The sequence below is a fragment of the Streptomyces sp. NPDC088261 genome (genome assembly GCF_044740805.1).
GTDB lineage: Bacteria > Actinomycetota > Actinomycetes > Streptomycetales > Streptomycetaceae > Streptomyces.
The window spans coordinates 55,330-74,129 of the sequence record NZ_JBIURL010000020.1 but is presented as its reverse complement, the minus strand read 5'-3'; the positions used below and the strand labels follow the sequence as shown (position 1 = coordinate 74,129).

Genomic DNA, 18,800 nt, shown 5'->3' with positions numbered 1-18,800 from the left:
GTAACCCTAAGTGATCGATTCCACCGCGCCCGGTTCTGGACAGTAGTTGTCAGTGCCGGAGTAATTACGCAACAATGGCGTTGTGAAATACCTGGGCGAGGCTCCGCAGGAGGAACTCGCGACCGGCGAGCGCTCCACGCGCAACCGCGTCGCGCGCTCCATCCTGGACCACGGCCCGTCCACGGTCTCCGATCTGGCGGGGCGGCTGGGGCTGACCCAGGCGGCGGTCCGCCGTCATCTCGACGCCCTCGCGGCCGACTCCGTCGTGGAGGCGCGCGACCAGCGGGTCTACGGCTCGCGCGGCCGCGGCAGGCCCGCCAAGGTGTTCGCCCTGACCGACTGCGGCCGGGACGCCTTCGACCAGTCGTACGACAAGCTCGCCGCCGAGGCGCTGGGCTGGATCTCCACCGCGGCCGGCGGCGGGGAGCGGGGCGAGGCGGCCGTCGCCGCGTTCGCCCGCGCCCGGATCGCCGCCCAGGCGGAGGCCGGGCGGTACGCCGACGTGGTCGGGGCCGCCGCGCCCGGCGAACGCACGGAGGCGCTGGCCAAGGCCCTGAGCGCCGACGGGTACGCTGCCACGGCGCGCGGCGCGGCGAACCAGCAGGGCGAGCAGCTCTGCCAGCACCACTGCCCGGTCGCGCACGTCGCGGAGCAGTACCCCCAGCTGTGCGAGGCGGAGACGGAATTCTTCTCCCAGTTGCTCGGCACGCATGTACAGCGGCTGGCCACGATCGCCCACGGCGACGGGGTCTGCACGACGTTCATCCCCCGAGCCACCGCGTCCCCGCAGACCGGTGGAGCGCAGACCGCGTCCCCCGAGACAACCGATCAAGCATCCGAAAGCAAAGCCGGGAGGAACCCCGCATGACGCTCCCCACGGAGACCGCCCACCCCGAACTCGATGGCCTGGGCACGTACGAATTCGGCTGGGCCGACTCGGACGCCGCCGGCGCCGCCGCGAAGCGCGGTCTGTCCGAGGCCGTCGTGCGCGACATCTCCCAGAAGAAGAACGAGCCGGAGTGGATGCTCAAGCTCCGGCTCAAGGGCCTCAAGCTCTTCGGCAAGAAGCCGATGCCGAGCTGGGGTTCCGACCTCTCCGGCATCCACTTCGACAACATCAAGTACTTCGTGCGGTCCACGGAGAAGCAGGCGGAGTCCTGGGAGGACCTGCCCGAGGACATCAAGAACACGTACGACAAGCTCGGCATCCCCGAGGCGGAGAAGCAGCGCCTCGTCGCCGGTGTCGCCGCGCAGTACGAGTCGGAGGTCGTCTACCACCAGATCCGTGAGGACCTGGAGGAGAAGGGTGTCATCTTCAAGGACACCGACACCGCGCTCAGGGAGAACCCGGAGCTGTTCCAGGAGTACTTCGGGACGGTCATCCCGGTCGGCGACAACAAGTTCGCGTCGCTGAACTCGGCCGTGTGGTCCGGCGGATCGTTCATCTACGTCCCGAAGGGCGTGCACGTCGACATCCCGCTCCAGGCCTACTTCCGTATCAACACGGAGAACATGGGCCAGTTCGAGCGGACGCTGATCATCGTGGACGAGGACGCGTACGTCCACTACGTCGAGGGCTGTACGGCCCCGATCTACTCCTCGGACTCGCTGCACAGCGCCGTGGTCGAGATCATCGTCAAGAAGGGCGGCCGCTGCCGCTACACGACCATCCAGAACTGGTCGAACAACGTCTACAACCTCGTCACCAAGCGCGCCGTGGCGTACGAGGGCGCGACCATGGAGTGGGTCGACGGCAACATCGGCTCCAAGGTCACCATGAAGTACCCGGCCGTGTACCTGATGGGCGAGCACGCCAAGGGCGAGACCCTGTCCATCGCCTTCGCGGGCGAGGGCCAGCACCAGGACGCCGGCGCCAAGATGGTCCACATGGCCCCCAACACCTCGTCGAACATCGTCTCCAAGTCGGTGGCGCGCGGCGGCGGCCGTACGTCCTACCGCGGTCTCATCGAGATCGGCGAGGGCGCCCACGGCTCCAAGTCCAACGTGCTGTGCGACGCGCTGCTGGTCGACACCATCTCCCGCTCCGACACGTACCCGTACGTGGACGTCCGCGAGGACGACGTGTCCATGGGCCACGAGGCGACCGTCTCCAAGGTCTCCGAGGACCAGCTCTTCTACCTGATGAGCCGCGGCCTCTCCGAGTTCGAGGCGATGGCGATGATCGTGCGCGGATTCGTCGAGCCCATCGCCAAGGAACTGCCGATGGAGTACGCGCTGGAGCTCAACCGGCTGATCGAGCTCCAGATGGAGGGCTCCGTCGGCTGACGGACCCGCCACCAGGCCGGGCGGAGACCCGCCCGGCCCCCTCGTTCCCCCGTCCCAGAGGCAGAGAGTGAGCACCACGACAGCCATGGCTGAGGCTCAGAACATTCCGGCGGGCTCCACCACCGCCGGTTCGATCGCGGTGGCCGCCGAGTCGACCGTCGCCACGCGCATGAGCGCGCCCCCCTCCTTCGACGTGGCGGACTTCCCCGTCCCGCACGGCCGTGAGGAGGAGTGGCGGTTCACGCCGCTGGAGCGGCTGCGTGGCCTGCACGACGGCACCGCCGTCGCCACGGACGGCAGCGTCACGGTCGAGGTGACCGCCCCCGACGGCGTCACCGTCGAGACCGTCGGCCGCGACGACGCGCGCATCGGCAAGGCTGGTACGCCGGTGGACCGGATCGCCGCCCAGGCGTACTCCTCGTTCGAGAAGGCCTCGGTCGTCTCGGTGGCCAGGGAGACCGTCCTGGCCGAACCGATCAGGATCGACGTCCGCGGCGAGGGCGGCACCGCCTACGCGCACCAGGTCATCGAGCTCGGCGCCTTCGCCGAGGCCGTCGTGGTCATCGACCACACCGGCGACGCGGTCCTCGCCGGGAACGTCGACTACCTGATCGGCGACGGCGCGAAGCTCACCGTCGTCTCCGTCCAGGACTGGGACGACAAGGCCGTCCACGTCGCCCAGCACAACGCGCTGGTCGGCCGGGACGCCTCGTTCAAGTCGATCGTCGTCACCTTCGGCGGCGACCTCGTACGGCTCCACCCGCGCGTCCAGTACGCGGGCCCCGGCGGCGAGGCCGAGCTCTTCGGCCTCTACTTCACCGACCGCGGCCAGCACCAGGAGCACCGCCTCCTGGTCGACCACAACGCGCCGAACTGCAAGTCCAACGCCGCCTACAAGGGCGCGCTCCAGGGCCAGGACGCCCACGCCGTCTGGATCGGCGACGTGCTCATCCGCGTCATGGCCGAAGGCACCGACACGTACGAGATGAACCGCAACCTCGTCCTCACGGACGGCGCCCGGGTCGACTCCGTGCCGAACCTGGAGATCGAGACCGGTGAGATCGCCGGCGCCGGACACGCCTCGGCGACCGGCCGGTTCGACGACGAACAGCTCTTCTACCTGATGTCACGCGGCATCCCGCAGGCCGAGGCGCGCCGCCTCGTCGTCCGCGGCTTCTTCGCCGAGCTGGTCCAGCAGATCGGACTGCCCGACGTCGAGGAGCGCCTGCTGACGAAGATCGAGACGGAGCTGGAGGCGACGCTGTGAGCGTGCCCGCCACCTTCGTCCGCGTCTGCGGCCTCGGCGAGCTGGAGGAGGACACCCCGAAGCGGGTGGAACTCGACGGCACGCCCGTCGCCGTCGTCCTCACCGAGGGCGAGGTGTTCGCGATCAACGACATCTGCTCGCACGCGAACGTGTCGCTCTCCGAGGGCGAGGTCGAGGACTGCATGATCGAGTGCTGGCTGCACGGCTCCAGCTTCGACCTCCGTACCGGCAAGCCGTCGAGTCTTCCCGCGACGCGCCCCGTCCCCGTATACCCCGTACAGATCCAAGGGGACGATGTGCTCGTCTCCGTCACCCAGGAGTCCTGAGCCCCTATGGCTACGCTTGAAATCAACGACCTGCACGTCACCGTCGAGGCGGAGGGCGGCCCCCGCGAGATCCTCAAGGGCGTCGATCTGACCGTCAAGCAGGGCGAGACGCACGCCATCATGGGCCCCAACGGCTCCGGCAAGTCGACCCTCGCATACTCGCTGGCGGGCCACCCCAAGTACACGATCACCGGCGGCACCGTGACTCTCGACGGCGAGGACGTCCTCGCGATGACCGTCGACGAGCGCGCCCGCGCCGGCCTCTTCCTCGCCATGCAGTACCCCGTCGAGGTCCCCGGCGTCTCCGTGTCGAACTTCCTGCGGACGTCGGCCACCGCGATCCGCGGCGAGGCCCCCAAGCTGCGCACCTGGGTGAAGGAGGTCCGGGAGACCATGGAACGCCTCCAGATGGACCCGGCCTTCGCCGAGCGCAACGTCAACGAGGGCTTCTCCGGCGGCGAGAAGAAGCGCCACGAGATCCTCCAGCTCGAACTGCTCAAGCCGCACATCGCGATCCTCGACGAGACCGACTCCGGCCTCGACGTGGACGCCCTGCGGGTCGTCTCCGAAGGCGTCAACCGCGTCAAGGAGACCGGCGAGGTCGGCACCCTGCTGATCACGCACTACACGCGGATCCTCCGCTACATCAAGCCTGACTTCGTGCACGTCTTCGCCCAGGGCCGTATCGCCGAGTCCGGCGGCGCGGAGCTGGCCGACAAGCTGGAGAACGAGGGCTACGAGGCGTACACGAAGGGTGGCGTCACCGCGTGACACAGCTGCCGGGCCTCCTCACACCGTCGAGCACGCCGTCGGGACGGCTGCTGGACGAGGCGATCCGCAAGGACTTCCCCCTGCTGGATCGTGTGGTCCATGACGGGAAGAAGATCGTTTACCTGGACAACGCGGCGACGTCCCAGAAGCCGCGCCAGGTCCTCGACGCCCTCAACGAGTACTACGAGCAGCACAACGCCAATGTCCACCGTGGCGTGCATGTGCTCGCCGAGGAGGCCACGGCGCTGTACGAGGGCGCGCGTGACAAGGTCGCCGCCTTCATCAACGCGCCCAGCCGCGACGAGGTCATCTTCACCAAGAACGCCTCGGAGTCGCTCAACCTCGTGGCCAACATGCTCGGCTGGGCCGACGAGCCCTACCGGGTGGACCACGAGACCGAGATCGTCATCACGGAGATGGAGCACCACTCCAACATCGTGCCGTGGCAGCTGCTCTCGCAGCGCACCGGCGCGAAGCTGAAGTGGTTCGGCCTCACCGACGACGGCCGGCTCGACCTGTCGAACATCGACGAGATCATCACCGAGAAGACGAAGATCGTCTCCTTCGTGCTGGTCTCCAACATCCTCGGTACGGTCAACCCGGTCGAGGCGATCGTCCGGCGGGCGCAGCAGGTCGGCGCCCTGGTCCTGATCGACGCCTCGCAGGCCGCGCCGCACATGCCGGTGGACGTCCAGGCCCTCCAGGCCGACTTCGTGGCCTTCACCGGCCACAAGATGTGCGGTCCCACCGGCATCGGCGTCCTCTGGGGCCGCCAGGAGCTGCTGGAGGACCTTCCGCCGTTCCTGGGCGGCGGCGAGATGATCGAGACCGTGTCGATGCACTCGTCGACGTACGCCCCCGCGCCGCACAAGTTCGAGGCGGGTACGCCCCCGATCGCCCAGGCCGTCGGCCTCGGCGCGGCCGTGGACTACCTCACCGCGATCGGCATGGACAAGATCCACGCGCACGAGCAGGCGATCACCGAGTACGCGGTGCGCCGCCTGCTGGAGGTGCCCGACCTGCGGATCATCGGCCCGGCGACGGCCGAGGAGCGCGGCGCCGCGATCTCCTTCACCCTGGGAGACATCCACCCCCACGACGTGGGGCAGGTGCTCGACGAACAGGGCATCGCGGTCCGGGTCGGCCACCACTGCGCGCGGCCGGTCTGCCTGCGGTACGGAATTCCGGCGACGACGCGGGCGTCTTTCTATCTGTACTCCACACCCGCCGAGGTCGACGCTCTGGTCGAAGGGCTGGAGCACGTCCGTAACTTCTTCGGATGAGGACTGAGCCGTGAAGCTGGATTCGATGTACCAGGACGTCATCCTGGACCACTACAAGCACCCCCACGGGCGCGGTCTGCGGGACGGCGACGCCGAGGTGCACCACGTCAATCCGACCTGTGGTGACGAGATCACCCTGCGGGTGCGGTACGAGGGCTCGCTGATCGCGGACGTCTCGTACGAGGGCCAGGGCTGCTCCATCAGCCAGGCCAGCGCCTCCGTACTGAACGACCTCCTCGTCGGCAAGGAGCTGGCCGAGGCGCAGAAGATCCAGGGCACCTTCCTGGAGCTGATGCAGTCCAAGGGCCAGCTGGAGCCCGACGACGCGATGGAGGAGGTGCTGGAGGACGCGGTCGCGTTCGCCGGCGTCTCGAAGTACCCGGCACGCGTCAAGTGCGCCCTGCTGAGCTGGATGGCCTGGAAGGACGCGACGGCCCAGGCCCTCGCGGCCGCCCCGGCCGGTGGCCTGGACGGCCCGAACGACCGCCCGACGAAGGAGACGGCATGAGCGACAACGAGACCGTGACCATGACCCCCGCCTCCGAGGAGGAGGTCCGCGAGGCCCTGTACGACGTGGTCGACCCCGAGCTGGGCATCGACGTCGTCAACCTCGGACTGATCTACGGCATCCACATCGACGACGCCAACATCGCCACCCTGGACATGACCCTGACGTCGGCGGCCTGCCCGCTGACCGACGTGATCGAGGACCAGGCGAAGTCGGCGACGGACGGCATCGTCAGCGAACTCAGGATCAACTGGGTCTGGATGCCGCCGTGGGGCCCGGACAAGATCACGGACGACGGCCGCGAACAGCTCCGCGCGCTGGGCTTCAACGTCTGAGTGATCTCGCCGGTGAAGCGTTTCCGAGGGCCCCCGACCCGACCGGTCGGGGGCCCTCACGCGTGTCTCAGGGGGTGGGCGCCGGTACGGGGGCGGCGGCTTCGGCCAGGTAGGGGGCCAGGTTCTCGGTGCGGATGCGGCGGTCCAGGTAGATCAGGCTCAGGACCAGCTGCGGGAAGACCGTGGTCGCGACCTGCGTGATCAGCTGCACCGCCAGGCCCAGGGGGACGAGGACGGCGAGCAGCGCGAGCGGGGCCGTGGTGTCGGTGGAGTTGTCCGGGGCCGCCAGGGCCGGGGCCGCGAACAGGCCCAGGACGTTGAGCGCCTGCTGGACGACCATGACGGCCGCGGAGGCCGCCGCGTACGCGAGCAGGGTGATGCCGAACGTACGCCACCAGGAGCCGCGGACCAGCAGGGACGAGCGGCGCAGGGACGCGAGCGGGCCCTGGGACTCCACCACCGCCGCCGCCGGGGCCAGGACGAAGCGGGTCCAGAGCCAGACCGCCGGGGGAGCCGTCAGCAGGAAGCCCGCGAGGCCCAGGGCGACGAAGGCCGTCGCGCTCCCCCCGTTCGTGCTGAGGACGGCGGCCACGAAGGCCACGATCCCCGTCACCAGGAGCAGGGCGGGGACCAGGCCGATCAGGCCCGTCACCAGCACCACGCCGAGGACCGCGGGGACGCGGGCGGACGCCTGGCGCCAGAGCGGGCGGAAGGTGACCGGGCGGCCCAGGACGGCGCTCTGGACGACCGCCGGGCAGGCGGCCGTGGTCAGCGCGGTCGCCGCCAGTATCGCGACCAGGCCGACGGCCCCGACTCCGCACACCGCGACCAGGGGTCCGGCGGACCGGTTCCACTCCGTGTCCAGGTCGCCGACGGTGGACAGGCCGACGGCGGCCACGGCGACGCCCGCCGCCACGCCGACCACCAGCGCCGCCAGGCCGTACGCTGCGAAGGCCACACCGGACAAGGGCTTCCAGTAGCGCCCGATCGTCGCGAAGGCGCCGTTCATGATCTCCGACAGGCCGAGCGGCCCCAGCGGTACCACCCCCGGCTTGGGCGGCGCCCAGCAGCCCGCTCCCCATCCGTACGGCCCGTTCCCGTATGTCCCCGTGTCCTGCGCCACCGCTCGGCCCCCCGCCTCGTGCTCTCGTTCGAGCGACACCGTAGCGGGTCGGCGCTGTGTACGGTCGTACGCATCGATGTGTACACTCGTACGCATGGGATATGGACTGCTCGCCGGGGCGATAGCGGCGGAGGTGGCCGGCACCACGGCCATGAAGTACAGCGAGGGATTCACCAGGCTCTGGCCCTCGCTGCTGACCGTGGCCGGCTACCTGATCGCCTTCAGCCTGCTCGCGCAGACGCTCAAGACCCTGTCCATCGGCACGGCGTACGCGATCTGGGCCGGCACCGGCACCGCCGCGATCGCCGCCATCGGCATCATCTTCATGAACGAGTCGGCGGGCCCCGTCAAGATCGCCGGGCTCGTCCTGGTGATCGCCGGGGTGGTCGTCCTCAACCTCGGGGGAGCCCACTGATGAGCCGCCACCCCGGAGGAGTCCGACGATGAGCCGCCGCTACGACCCCGACCGGCGCCAGCGCATCACCGAGGCCGCGCGGCGGGTGGCCGGGCACAGCGGGATCGCCGGGGTCAGCCACCGGACCGTGGCCGCCGAGGCCGACGTGCCGCTCGGCTCCACGACGTACCACTTCGCCTCGCTGGACGACATGCTGGCCGCCGCCCTGCGGCAGGTCAACGAAGGCTTCGCGGCGGCGGTACGGGACAGCGCGGCGCTCGCCGACCCGGCGTCCGACCTGGCGGGCGAGCTGGCCAGGATCATCGGGGAGTGGCTCGCCGGGGACCGCACGGGCGTGGAGCTGGAGTTCGACCTCTACCTCGCGGCCCTGCGCAGGCCCGTGCTGCGGCCGGTCGCCGCCGAGTGGGCCGACGCGGTCGCCGAGATCCTGGCGCGGCGCACCGACCCCGTCACGGCGCGGGCGCTGGTCGCGCTGATCGACGGGATCTGCCTCCAGGTGCTGCTCACCGACGCGGTGTACGACGCGGCGTACGCGCGCGAGATGCTGGGGCGGCTCATCCCCTGACGGGGCCGGCTCCGACGTCCCGTCCCGGCGGTAGGTTGGGCCGGTGAGCATCCCTCCCTCGGGTCCCGAGATCACCTACGCCGAGTGCAGGCAGTGCGGCACGCTGATCGCGGGGCTGGACGGCCGCTACAGCTGCGGGGTCTGCGGCTGGGTCAACCACCACTCCGAGGGTCACCGCGAACTGCCGCGAGCCGAGGACGACGTCGACCACCCGGCGGGCAGGGCCGAGGGCAACCGACTGAGCTGAGCCCGTCCGGTCGCTCGCCCGGTGGTCCGGGCACGCGCCGGCACCTGCCCGGGACCGGTTGGCCCGAGCGGGCCCGGGACGGTTAGGTTCAGGGCATGACCGACACGTCTTCCTCCCCTTCCCCCCGTACCACCGGCGCCGCCGCCGCCGGGCTCGCCACGCTCACCGAGGACGGGACCGTCCTCGACACCTGGTTCCCCGCGCCCGAACTCCTCGCCGAGCCGGGCCCGGCCGGCACGGAGCGGCTGTCCGCCGCGCGCCTCGTGGAACTGCTCGGGAAGGGCGCGGCCAACGCCGTCGGACCCGACCCGCGCCGCGGCGTCGAGGTCGTCGCCGTCCGTACGGTCATCGCCTCGCTCGACGACAAGCCGCTCGACGCGCACGACGCGTACCTCCGCCTGCACCTGCTCTCCCACCGCCTCGTCCCGCCGCACGGCCTGAGCCTCGACGGGCTGTTCGGCGTGCTCGCCAACGTCGCCTGGACCTCCCTCGGCCCGGTCCCGGTGGAGGGGCTGGAGGCGGCGCGGCTCAGCGCCCGCGCGGAGGGGCTGCACCTCCAGGTGACCTCGGTGGACAAGTTCCCCCGCATGACCGACTACGTGGCGCCCAAGGGCGTCCGGATCGCCGACGCCGACCGGGTGCGCCTCGGCGCGCACCTCGCCGCCGGGACGACCGTCATGCACGAGGGCTTCGTCAACTTCAACGCGGGCACGCTCGGTACGTCGATGATCGAGGGGCGGATCTCCGCCGGAGTGGTCATCGGTGACGGCACGGACATCGGCGGCGGCGCCTCCACCATGGGCACGCTCTCCGGCGGCGGCAAGGAGCGCATCGTCATCGGCGAGCGCTGCCTGATCGGCGCGGAGGCGGGCATCGGCATCGCGCTCGGCGACGAGTGTGTGGTCGAGGCGGGGCTGTACGTCACGGCCGGTACGCGCGTCACGCTGCCCGACGGCCAGATCGTCAAGGCGCGTGAGCTGTCCGGCGCGAGCAACATGCTCTTCCGCCGGAACTCGGTCACGGGCACGGTCGAGGTCCGGCCGAACAACGCGGTCTGGGGCGGCCTCAACGACATCCTGCACCAGCACAACTGACGGGGGCGCGAGCACAACTGACGAAGCGCGCGGGGGAGTTCGTACCGCCGGCCGGTTTCGTACCACCGGCGGAGCCGTACCCCTGTCGCTTCACCCCCGCGCCGCGTGCAGCAACTCCCCGTACGTGGCCAGCAGCCCGTCGGCCGTCTCCCGGCCGGCGGGCAGCAGCGGTTCGCGGACCGGGCCCGCCGGCAGCCCCAGGCCGTCGAGCAGTGCCTTCGCGGTGACCGTGCCCGGCAGGCCCGACGCCATCATCGACTCGACCAGCGGCAGGGTGAGTTGATTGAGCCGTACGGCCTCGGCGCGGGTGCCGGAGTCGTACGCGTCGAGCACCCCCCGCATCTGCCGGGGCGCGACGCCCGCCACCGTACTGACATATCCGGCGCCGCCGACCGCGTACAACGGGAGATTCAGCTCCTCGCAGCCCGAGTAGTACGCGAGCGACGTCCTGGCGATCGCCAGGGAGCTGCCGAGCAGGTCGTACGCGCAGTCCTTCACCGCCACCACCCGCGGGTGGGCGGCCAGCGCCAGCAGTGTGGCGGGCTCGATGCGGGTCCCCGTACGGACCGGGATGTCGTAGAGCATCAGCGGCAGGCCCGTCGCGTCCGCGACCCGCAGGAAGTGCGCCTCGACGGCGGCCTGCGGAGGGCGGCTGTAGTACGGCGTCACGACCAACAGGCCGTCCGCGCCCGCCTGTTCGGCCTCCCGCGCCAGCGCGACGGTGTGCCGGGTGTCGGCGCTGCCCACCCCCGCCACCACGAACGCGCGGTCGCCGACCTCCTCGCACACGGCCCGGACGAGCGCCGTCTTCTCCGCGTCCGTGGTGGTGGGGGACTCGCCGGTGGTGCCGTTCAGGACCAGCCCGTCGCATCCTTCGGCCACCAGACGGCCCGCGAGTTCGCGGGCGCCGTCCAGGTCCAGGGTGCCTGTCGTGGTGAACGGGGTGATCATCGCGCACAGAGCGCGGCCGAACGGACGCGGAGTGGTCATGTTCGCAGTCTCCGCCACCCCACCGTGAAGGTCCACTTAGATTTTCTTGGACGCACGATGAAGGAATGCTGTACTGACACCTGTCCGACATTGGCGTCGAATGGGGATCGATAACGTGTTCGGAATGGGGCAGGATGCACGGCATGACTCGTTCGCTCCGCGCTCCACTGCTCCTGCTGGCCCTGCCCCTCGCACTCGCGTCGGCCGGCTGCGGTACGGAGAAGGCGGGCACGGCGGGCGACGGCGGCAGGCCCAAAGCGTCCGCCGACCCCGGCCCCGCGACCCCGAGTCCCCCCGTCGACCGGGCCGAACTGGAGGCGCGGGCGCGGTACGCGCAGTCCGCGATCGAGCTGATCCGGGTGACCGACATCCCCGGCTTCGCCGTCGCCCCGCAGTCCGCCGGCGTCCTCGGCGACGACGGCTTCCACAGCGTGTACGTCACCCCGCGGGGCACGACCCACATCGAACTCGCCGTGGAGCGCGGCACGTTGACCGCGGACACCTGCCCCGGGACCCCCGTCGGCGGGACGCGCGGACCCGTCGGGTGCGAGAAGGACGGCCCTGCCTGGTACCGAACCTCCGGCCAACTCCACGAATACGCACGGCCCGAGGCCGGCCACGTCGTACGCCTCACCGCCCGGCGCGACACCGTGGACCGCGACACCCTGCGCCGCGCCGCGGCCGCCGCCCGCCCCGCGAACGACGCGGAGCTGGACGCGCTGCTGCCCAAGAACCTCCCGACCGCGCCCGTGGAACGGGGCGATCTGCCGCCCGTGGGTGACGGGGCACCGAACAACGCGGTGCCGGAAGGGGCGTCGGGCTGACCGGTGCGCCGATGGTCCACAGCCGTCCCGCACTGGTCCAATGGAGAACATGGAGAGCATGGACAACGAACACGCCGACAGGGGCGAACTGGACGCGCTGCGCGCGGCTTTCCCGGCGGAGCACTGTCTGCCGCCGCTGGGCTGGGACGGGGTCCGCGCCTTCGAGCGCGCCCACGACATCGTCCTCCCGGAGCCGTACCGCACGCTGGTCGCGGAGATATGCGACGGATGCAGCGAGGGACCACCCGACATCGACGGGCTCATACCGCTGGCGGCGCTGCCCGCCGACTGGGGCCCCGACGAGACCCAGCGGGTGCTCGCCGAGCCCTTCCCGCTGACCGAGGCCTGGGTGTGGGAGGACGACCCACGCCCGTACGAGGAGATAGAGCCGCTGATCGACGCGGTCAGCAACCACGGCAGCGTGGTGCTGGGCACGGACGGCTGCGGCATGTACTGGCACCTCGTCGTCACCGGCCCGCAGCGGGGCCGGCTCTGGAACATCAGCGACGTGGGCGCGGCACCGTTCGGGGCGGTGTTCGGGGCCACTGCCGCGGGTGACGGATTCGCCGGCTGGGTCGGACTCTGGTCCACCACCCGCCGGCCCTGGTACGACGTCGTGGTCTGACCCACCACTACCGCCTCGGGAGCGATGAGTTCCCCCGCACGTCACGGCCGGACGTCAGGGTCCGACCGGGTGATGAGGGCGCGCGTCAGGGGGTGCGCGCCGACAGGCCGTCACCGGGAACGTGCGGGACCACCGCTCCCGAGAACACCACTCCGGGGCACCGGCCCCCAGGATCGGCCGAGGCGCCCGGTGAGCCGGTGGCGAGGGGCCGGATACGTCTACGCTGGGGGCCGCCCCCGACCGTGCACGCCGCGCCGGTGGCCCGCCCCGACCGTGTACGCCGCGAGGAGAACCACCAGATGCCCGGAGATCGCACCTCCCTGCCGCCGGTGCGGCTGCCCTCGGACGCGGAGCTGGCGCGGGACGCGCTCGCCGCGCCGCTGCTCGCCCGCGCCGTACGCCTCGCCCGCTGGGCGGGACCCGGCACGCGGGTCGGCGCCGGGGGCGAACTCGTCGACGAAGAGCTGCCCGCCGCGGCGGAGGCGCTCGGGCTCGGCGCACCGGGCGACGACGCCGAGGAGGAGGACGGCGAGGCGTACGCGAGCGAGGCGTGGCGGGTGGCCGTCGACACGGGGCTGGTGGCGGTGGAGGACGCGGATGCCTCCGGCGGGGAGGGGGTGTTGGGGGGCGCTTCGGAGGGCCTTTCGGACGGCTCCTCCGGCTCCTCCGGCTCCTCGGAGGGCGACGAGACCGGCCGCGTCGGCGCGGGCGCGCAGCTCGCGCTGATCACCTCCGGCGCCCCGCAGGACGTCCTGTCGCTGTGGCTGGAGGCCCTCGACGTGGTCTTCGCCGACGCGACCGCGCCGATCCTGGACGACCTGGCCGCCGTCATCGGCGACGACGGCGAGATCGACTTCGACGCGCTCGACTGGGACCCGGAGGCGGAGGCGGAGTTCCTGGAGGGCGTCCTCGGCAACCTCTACCTGCTCACCGTGGCGGACGGCGGCGCGACCGAGGGGGCCGTACCGCTGCCCGTGCTCGCCGCGTCGATGATCGTCCCCGACGACATGGGCGAGCCGACCGACGACATCCTGGAGCAGGTCTCCGAGGCGATGATGCGGCTGGACGACCAGTTCCAGCTGCTGGAGCCGATCGGGCTCGTCACGTACACCCCCGTGGACGAGGCGCTCATGGTCGAGGACGCGGAGGGCGCGGAGTCCGCGCTGCCCGTCGACGAGGACGACGTCTCCCGGTACGGCATGGTCCGGCTGACGCCCCTCGGCCTGTACGGGATCAGGTCCCGCATGCTGGAGGCCGGCGTGGACGCGCCTGCGGTCGGCGACCTCGCCGACAAGGACGCCCGTGCGCTGCTGGACGGGATCGCGCACTTCCCCGAGCTGTCGGCGCGCGCGGAGACCGAACAGTGGCTGGCCCGGCGCGACCCCGCCGACGCGGCGCGCGACCTGCTCGCGGCGGCCCGCGGCACGGACCCCGGCGCGCCGCTGCGCCGCCTCCACTGCCAGCAGGCGCTCTCCCTGGTCGGCGCGGAGGCGGAGCCCGCGGTGCGGGAGGTCCTGGACTCCCCGGAACTGGGCGGCCTCGCCCGCGTGTGGCTCGCGGAGCTGGGTGCGGCGGAGGTGCCGGCGCCGCCGGAGTCGATGATCTTCTGGCTGGCCATCGACACGATTGCCGCGCAGCTGTCGGCGGACGGGGAGCCCGACGAGCTCCAGGAGCTCGTGGAGGGCCTGGTGGGGCAGCACAGCGGCTTCTTCGACGCGGCGTGGCGGGTGGATCATCCGGCGACGGCGGACGTCCTGGAGGCGATGGGTCGGTTGCACCGGGATCGGGGGGTGTCGAAGGAGGCGCGCAAAGCGGCGTTTCGCGCTCGGTCGCGCGTGTGATCTTTGTTTTGCCCGGCGGCGGTTTTTGGTTGCGCTTACTGATGTCCTCAATCGCCGGACGGGCTGGGTGTGTCGTGGTGACGGGGGGCGGGGCCTCCGGAGGTACGTATGTCCGGACTGCATGTTTTACGGCGCGTGCACGGTCTTGTTTTGTTTGACGGTAGCCATGCGCCACAAAACACGCTTTACGTCCGGCCACACGCACCTCCTCCGACCCCACCCCCCTCACGCCGGGGGTGAAGTGAACGGCCCCGCCGCTCCGGGGTCCCTGCTGCCCGTTGCGCGGGCGCGGCTCACTGATTGTCCTCAAGCGCCGGACGGGCTGGATGGGCCGGATGGTGCCCCTGCGCGGTGCGCGGGCGCGGGTCAAGGATGTCCTCAAACGCCGGACGGGCTGGGGGTGCGTCCCGAGGGGTTGGGGGGGTGTCCGGGCGGCCAGGGGGCGCGTCGGGGCCGGGTGGATTGTGGCCTCCACGCCGGTGATGGGTGCGGGTCAACGACGTCCTCAAACGCCGGACGGGCTTGAGGGGCGTCCGGACGGGCTTGAGGGGGGCGCCCGCGCACCGGCTGGGTGGGGGTTCCTCCGGGCGGGCCCGGGTTGCCCCCGGCTGCGGGGCACTCGGCCCCGCCCTCGCCCGACGGGTTGTCGGTTGGCTTGTGCGCGGGCCTGGAAGGGGGACGGGCAGGGGTCGTGTCCGGAACGTAAAGCGTGTTTTGTGTCGCATGGCGATCGTCAATCAATGCGACCGGTCGCACGCGACGTAAAACATGCAGTGCAGGACACGACCCCTGCCCGGCCCCCGGCAACAACCCGCACCCGGGACACCGGGCCGCAGCGGGCAAAATCAAGCCCGTCCGGCGATTGAGGACATCAGTAAGCCGCGCCCGCGCACCGGGCAGACGTCACAAACCAGCCCGTCCGGCGATTGAGGACAAGTAGGAAGCCGCGCTGCCCACCGGGGCGCAGGCGTCCGTCCGGCGGGAGGACAAGCAAACCGCCGCCGGTCACCGGCGCAGCGCCGACGACACCGTCGCCAAGTCACCCGCGGACGCCAACCCCCCGTGGTACACGCGAAGCTCCGTCGCCCCCAAGGACCGCGCCAGCGCCGCGTCCCCCGCCAGCGACCCCGGCGCGCCCCCCATCCCGCTCACGACAGTGAAGTTCGCCGCCAGCACGGACGACGACCCCGCGGCGTGCGCCGTGAACGGCGGGAGCAGGCGCGCCGCCGCGCCGCCCGTGCACGGCAGCACCACCCCGTCCGCCACGCCGAGGATGTGCGCCGGGTCCACCCCGGCGTTCGCGCCCGTGTGGTACGGGACCGGGTCCGCGTGCAGCAGCACCTGGAAGTCCGGGCTCCCGGCCGCGCGAGCGGCCGCCCGTACCGCCGCGACCGCCGACTCCTGGAGCGCACGGGCCACTTGGCCACGCCACGCCAGCGTGACGGCCGCCAGCTCCGCGCCGAGGAGCTTCTCGACGGCGGCCACACCCGAGGCCACACCCGAGGCCACCCCCGCGTCAGAGCCGGCCCACACGGGCCGTAGCGCTTCCCGTACCGCCGCCGCCAGCGCCTCCGGCGAAACGCCCGACTCCGCGTACCCCGCCCCGCACACGTCGCAGAAGCACAGCGACATCAGGTACTGCGCCGCCTCGCCCAGGCCCACGCCCCCGATCTTGTCGTGCGCGTGCAGGTGCGCCAGCCCGTACCACCCGCACGACTCCAGCTCCGTACCGCCCGCCCCGGGCCGTACCGCCGCCTCCGCCGCCAGCGCGACCAGGTACGCGGCGACGGCGGGCCGGGCGATGCAGGGTGCCCAGGGGTAGCGGTCCCCGTACGCGTTGACCACGGACGTGTCGGGACGCTCCGCGCCCAGGCGGGAGTTGTGCGCGAGGACCACCCAACTGTGCACCTCCAGACCCGCGTCGGCGAGCGCCGCCGCCGCCTCCCCGTACGCGTCGCCGGGCGCCCAGGCCCCCGCGGCGTACGGCCGCAGCTCGTGCCCCGCCCAGTGGGCCTCGTCCACGGGGTAGAGGACCGAGGCGTGTTCGGCGGTGACGATCCGGTGGCGCGGATGGCGCGGGGTCAGCGCGCGGGTGGAGTGGTACGCGGAGGCCAGCGTGACCTGCTGGACGCCGAGGTCCGCGATCCGCCGCGCGGCGTCCGGGTCGCCCACCACGTCCCAGGGGTAGAGGAACACGGAGGCCTTCACGCGCCGGCCCCCGAAACGGTGTCCGCCCCCGAAACGGCGCCCGCCCCGGCGTCCGCCAGCAGCGCGCGCCCCCGCTCGATCAGCGCGGCCAGTTCCTTGACGTGCAGCCCGAGCGGCTCGCTCAGCGGCGGCCGCACCTCGCCGACGTCCAGCCCCCCGAGCCGTACCCCCGCCTTGACCAGCGAGACGGCGTACCCCCGTCCCTGGTTGCGCAGTTCGACCAGCGGTACGTAGAAGCCGTCGAGGAGCCGGTTGGCCGTCACGTCGTCGCCGCTGTTCAGCGCCCGGTGGAAGGCGAGGGCGATGTCGGGGGCGAAGGCGAAGACGGCGGAGGAGTACAGGGTGATGCCGATGCCCCGGTAGGCGAGCCCGGTGAGTTCGGCGGTGGGCAGCCCGTTGAAGTAGAGGAACTCCCGCCCGGGCAGCTCGCGGCGGACGGTGCTGACGATCCGCTGCATCAGGTCCAGGTCGCCGAAGCCGTCCTTGAGGCCGATGATCCCGTCCACCTGGGCCAGCGCGACGGCCGTCGCGGGGGTGAGGACGGCGTTGTCCCGCTGGTAGACGATGGTGTCCAGCGAGGTGGCCCCGGCCAGCTCGGTGTAGTGGCGCAGCAGGCCCTCCTGGTCGGCGACGACCAGATAGGGCGGCATGGCGAGCAGCCCGTCCGCGCCGGCCTCCTCGGCGAGCCTCGCGTACTGGATCGCGAGGGCGGTGCCGTAGCCCGCGCCCGCCACCACGGGCACCTCCCCGGCGGTCTCCTCCACGGCGGCGGCCACGCAGTCGCGGAACTCCTGGGGAGTGAGGGCGTGGAACTCGCCCGTCCCGCAGCAGGCGAACACCGCGGCCGCTCCCGCGTCGACGCCCCCTCTGACGTGCGCGCGGAACCCGTCGAGGTCGAGTGTGCCGTCGGGACCGTACGCGGTGACGGGGAAGAACAGCGGCCCCTCCACTCGGGTGAGTCGGGCGGCGAGCGGGGCTGAGGTCACGGGGCGCTCCCTGGGCCGTGCACCGGGCGCTCACCGCCCGTGCACAATTCTGATCGATGTCCATATCTCTGAACACGACCACGCTAGGGCAGCCGCGCGGCGCAGGTCAAGACAGGAAACAGCAACCAGGAGGCGGATCACTCCCCGCCGCGCGAGACTTGACGGTACGGAGGGGCACTCCTTAGCGTGTCCACGCATGTGAATACCGTCTACGGATCTGAGTCCAGTGACAGGCCGCCGACCGTACCGCCGAGGAGACCGCGCCCATGCCCGCACCCCGCACCGTCCTGCTGACCGGCGCCGCCGGCGGCCTCGGCACCCTGATGCGGGGCCTGCTGCCCGCGTACGGCTACGAACTGCGCCTCTTCGACTCCCGGCCCGTCGAGGGCGCGCCGGACGCCCTCACGGCCGATCTGGCGGACAAGGACGCGCTGCGGGAGGCGGTGGACGGTGTCGACGCGATCCTCCACCTCGCGGGCATCTCCCTGGAAGCCTCCTTCGACAAGATCCTCAGGGCCAACATCGAGGGGACGTACAACCTGTACGAGGCGGCCCGCGCGGCCGGGATCCCGCGCACGGTCTTCGCCTCCAGCAACCACGCGGTCGGCTTCACCCCGCGCCCCCAGGGCGACGACCCGCTGATCCCCGTCGACACCCCGCGCCGGCCCGACACGTACTACGGCCTCTCCAAGTGCTTCGGCGAGGACCTCGCGCAGCTCTACTGGGACCTGCACGGCATGGAGACCGTCTCCGTCCGGATCGGCTCCTGCTTCGCCGAGCCGACCTCCGTACGGATGCTGTCCGTATGGATGAGCCCCGCCGACGGCGCCCGGCTCTTCCACGCCGCCCTCACCGCCGAGGACGTCGGCCACACCGTCGTGTACGGCTCCTCCGCCAACACCCGGCTGTGGTGGGACCTGTCCGGCGCCCGGGCGCTGGGGTACGACCCCCAGGACGACTCGGAGCCGTACGCCGCGAAGCTCATCGCCGAACAGGGCGAACTGGACCCGGCCAACCCCGACCACGCGCACCTGGGCGGGCACTTCACGACCCACCCGCCCCAGTGGCCCCACTGACCCCCACGCCGGTCCCCGCCGGGCCGGGGC

20 protein-coding genes are annotated in these 18,800 nt (G+C 71.7%); 16 read left to right on the top strand and 4 right to left on the bottom strand.

Annotated elements, in window-relative coordinates:
• The first annotated feature begins 82 nt into the window (after positions 1–82).
• From ACIODU_RS29550 to ACIODU_RS29515, 8 genes are all read left to right on the top strand, one after another.
• Positions 83–868: a helix-turn-helix transcriptional regulator gene (locus ACIODU_RS29550; protein ID WP_401771412.1), complete on the top strand. Its 786-nt coding sequence runs from the start codon at positions 83–85 to the stop codon at positions 866–868.
• Positions 865–2,286, top strand: coding sequence for a Fe-S cluster assembly protein SufB (gene sufB, locus ACIODU_RS29545; RefSeq protein WP_161310759.1), 1,422 nt, complete (start codon positions 865–867; stop codon positions 2,284–2,286). The genes ACIODU_RS29550 and sufB overlap by 4 nt, the downstream gene beginning before the upstream one ends.
• 85 nt (positions 2,287–2,371) lie before the next feature.
• The gene (sufD, locus tag ACIODU_RS29540; protein ID WP_356424307.1) at positions 2,372–3,553 is read left to right on the top strand and encodes a Fe-S cluster assembly protein SufD; all 1,182 of its coding nucleotides are present in this window, start codon (positions 2,372–2,374) and stop codon (positions 3,551–3,553) included.
• 2 nt (positions 3,554–3,555) lie between these two features.
• Complete coding sequence (locus tag ACIODU_RS29535) at positions 3,556–3,879, top strand: non-heme iron oxygenase ferredoxin subunit (protein WP_356424304.1); 324 nt, start codon at positions 3,556–3,558, stop codon at positions 3,877–3,879.
• A 6-nt stretch (positions 3,880–3,885) separates the two neighbouring features.
• Positions 3,886–4,650, top strand: coding sequence for a Fe-S cluster assembly ATPase SufC (gene sufC / locus ACIODU_RS29530; RefSeq protein WP_161310762.1), 765 nt, complete (start codon positions 3,886–3,888; stop codon positions 4,648–4,650).
• Entirely contained in the window at positions 4,647–5,933 is a 1,287-nt protein-coding gene (locus ACIODU_RS29525) for a cysteine desulfurase (RefSeq protein ID WP_401771408.1), read from the top strand. The genes sufC and ACIODU_RS29525 overlap by 4 nt, the downstream gene beginning before the upstream one ends.
• 10 nt (positions 5,934–5,943) lie before the next feature.
• On the top strand, positions 5,944–6,441 hold the full coding sequence (gene sufU, locus ACIODU_RS29520) for a Fe-S cluster assembly sulfur transfer protein SufU (protein ID WP_356424298.1): 498 nt from the start codon (positions 5,944–5,946) through the stop codon (positions 6,439–6,441).
• Positions 6,438–6,776 (top strand): metal-sulfur cluster assembly factor, encoded by a 339-nt coding sequence (locus ACIODU_RS29515; protein WP_356424295.1) that lies wholly within the window; start codon positions 6,438–6,440, stop codon positions 6,774–6,776. The genes sufU and ACIODU_RS29515 overlap by 4 nt, the downstream gene beginning before the upstream one ends.
• Positions 6,777–6,843: 67 nt before the next feature.
• Here the strand turns inward: ACIODU_RS29515 and ACIODU_RS29510 are convergent, their stop codons facing one another.
• On the bottom strand, positions 6,844–7,899 hold the full coding sequence (locus ACIODU_RS29510; RefSeq protein WP_401771404.1) for a hypothetical protein: 1,056 nt from the start codon (positions 7,897–7,899) through the stop codon (positions 6,844–6,846).
• 94 nt (positions 7,900–7,993) lie between these two features.
• Here ACIODU_RS29510 and ACIODU_RS29505 point away from each other — a divergent pair, with 94 nt between their 5' ends.
• From ACIODU_RS29505 to dapD, 4 genes are all read left to right on the top strand, one after another.
• Entirely contained in the window at positions 7,994–8,314 is a 321-nt protein-coding gene (locus ACIODU_RS29505; RefSeq protein ID WP_356424289.1) for a multidrug efflux SMR transporter, read from the top strand.
• A 28-nt stretch (positions 8,315–8,342) separates the two neighbouring features.
• Entirely contained in the window at positions 8,343–8,879 is a 537-nt protein-coding gene (locus tag ACIODU_RS29500) for a TetR family transcriptional regulator (protein ID WP_356424286.1), read from the top strand.
• 43 nt (positions 8,880–8,922) lie between these two features.
• Entirely contained in the window at positions 8,923–9,126 is a 204-nt protein-coding gene (locus ACIODU_RS29495) for a hypothetical protein (protein WP_401771401.1), read from the top strand.
• A 95-nt stretch (positions 9,127–9,221) separates the two neighbouring features.
• Positions 9,222–10,220 carry a 2,3,4,5-tetrahydropyridine-2,6-dicarboxylate N-succinyltransferase gene (dapD, locus tag ACIODU_RS29490; RefSeq protein ID WP_401771398.1) on the top strand — a complete coding sequence of 333 codons (999 nt, stop codon included), beginning with the start codon at positions 9,222–9,224 and terminating at the stop codon, positions 10,218–10,220.
• A 90-nt stretch (positions 10,221–10,310) separates the two neighbouring features.
• Here dapD and dapA read toward each other — a convergent pair whose 3' ends face one another.
• Complete coding sequence (dapA, locus tag ACIODU_RS29485) at positions 10,311–11,210, bottom strand: 4-hydroxy-tetrahydrodipicolinate synthase (RefSeq protein ID WP_401771396.1); 900 nt, start codon at positions 11,208–11,210, stop codon at positions 10,311–10,313.
• Between the two features lie 143 nt (positions 11,211–11,353).
• Between dapA and ACIODU_RS29480 the strand changes: the two genes are divergently transcribed.
• The 3 genes from ACIODU_RS29480 (at position 11,354) to ACIODU_RS29470 (ending at position 14,500) form a co-directional block, all read left to right on the top strand.
• Positions 11,354–12,034, top strand: coding sequence for a hypothetical protein (locus tag ACIODU_RS29480; RefSeq protein ID WP_401771393.1), 681 nt, complete (start codon positions 11,354–11,356; stop codon positions 12,032–12,034).
• Between the two features lie 49 nt (positions 12,035–12,083).
• The gene (locus ACIODU_RS29475; RefSeq protein ID WP_401771390.1) at positions 12,084–12,659 is read left to right on the top strand and encodes an SMI1/KNR4 family protein; all 576 of its coding nucleotides are present in this window, start codon (positions 12,084–12,086) and stop codon (positions 12,657–12,659) included.
• A gap of 299 nt (positions 12,660–12,958) precedes the next feature.
• Positions 12,959–14,500 carry a hypothetical protein gene (locus tag ACIODU_RS29470; RefSeq protein ID WP_401771388.1) on the top strand — a complete coding sequence of 514 codons (1,542 nt, stop codon included), beginning with the start codon at positions 12,959–12,961 and terminating at the stop codon, positions 14,498–14,500.
• Between the two features lie 1,005 nt (positions 14,501–15,505).
• Here ACIODU_RS29470 and ACIODU_RS29465 read toward each other — a convergent pair.
• Positions 15,506–16,708, bottom strand: coding sequence for a hypothetical protein (locus tag ACIODU_RS29465; protein WP_401771385.1), 1,203 nt, complete (start codon positions 16,706–16,708; stop codon positions 15,506–15,508).
• Positions 16,705–17,694: a 5-dehydro-4-deoxyglucarate dehydratase gene (locus ACIODU_RS29460; protein WP_401771382.1), complete on the bottom strand. Its 990-nt coding sequence runs from the start codon at positions 17,692–17,694 to the stop codon at positions 16,705–16,707. Before ACIODU_RS29460 ends, ACIODU_RS29465 begins: the two co-directional genes overlap by 4 nt.
• A 266-nt stretch (positions 17,695–17,960) precedes the next feature.
• On the opposite strand from ACIODU_RS29460, the gene ACIODU_RS29455 reads away from it, so the two are divergent.
• Entirely contained in the window at positions 17,961–18,770 is an 810-nt protein-coding gene (locus ACIODU_RS29455) for an NAD-dependent epimerase/dehydratase family protein (RefSeq protein WP_401771379.1), read from the top strand.
• Positions 18,771–18,800: the final 30 nt, after the last annotated feature.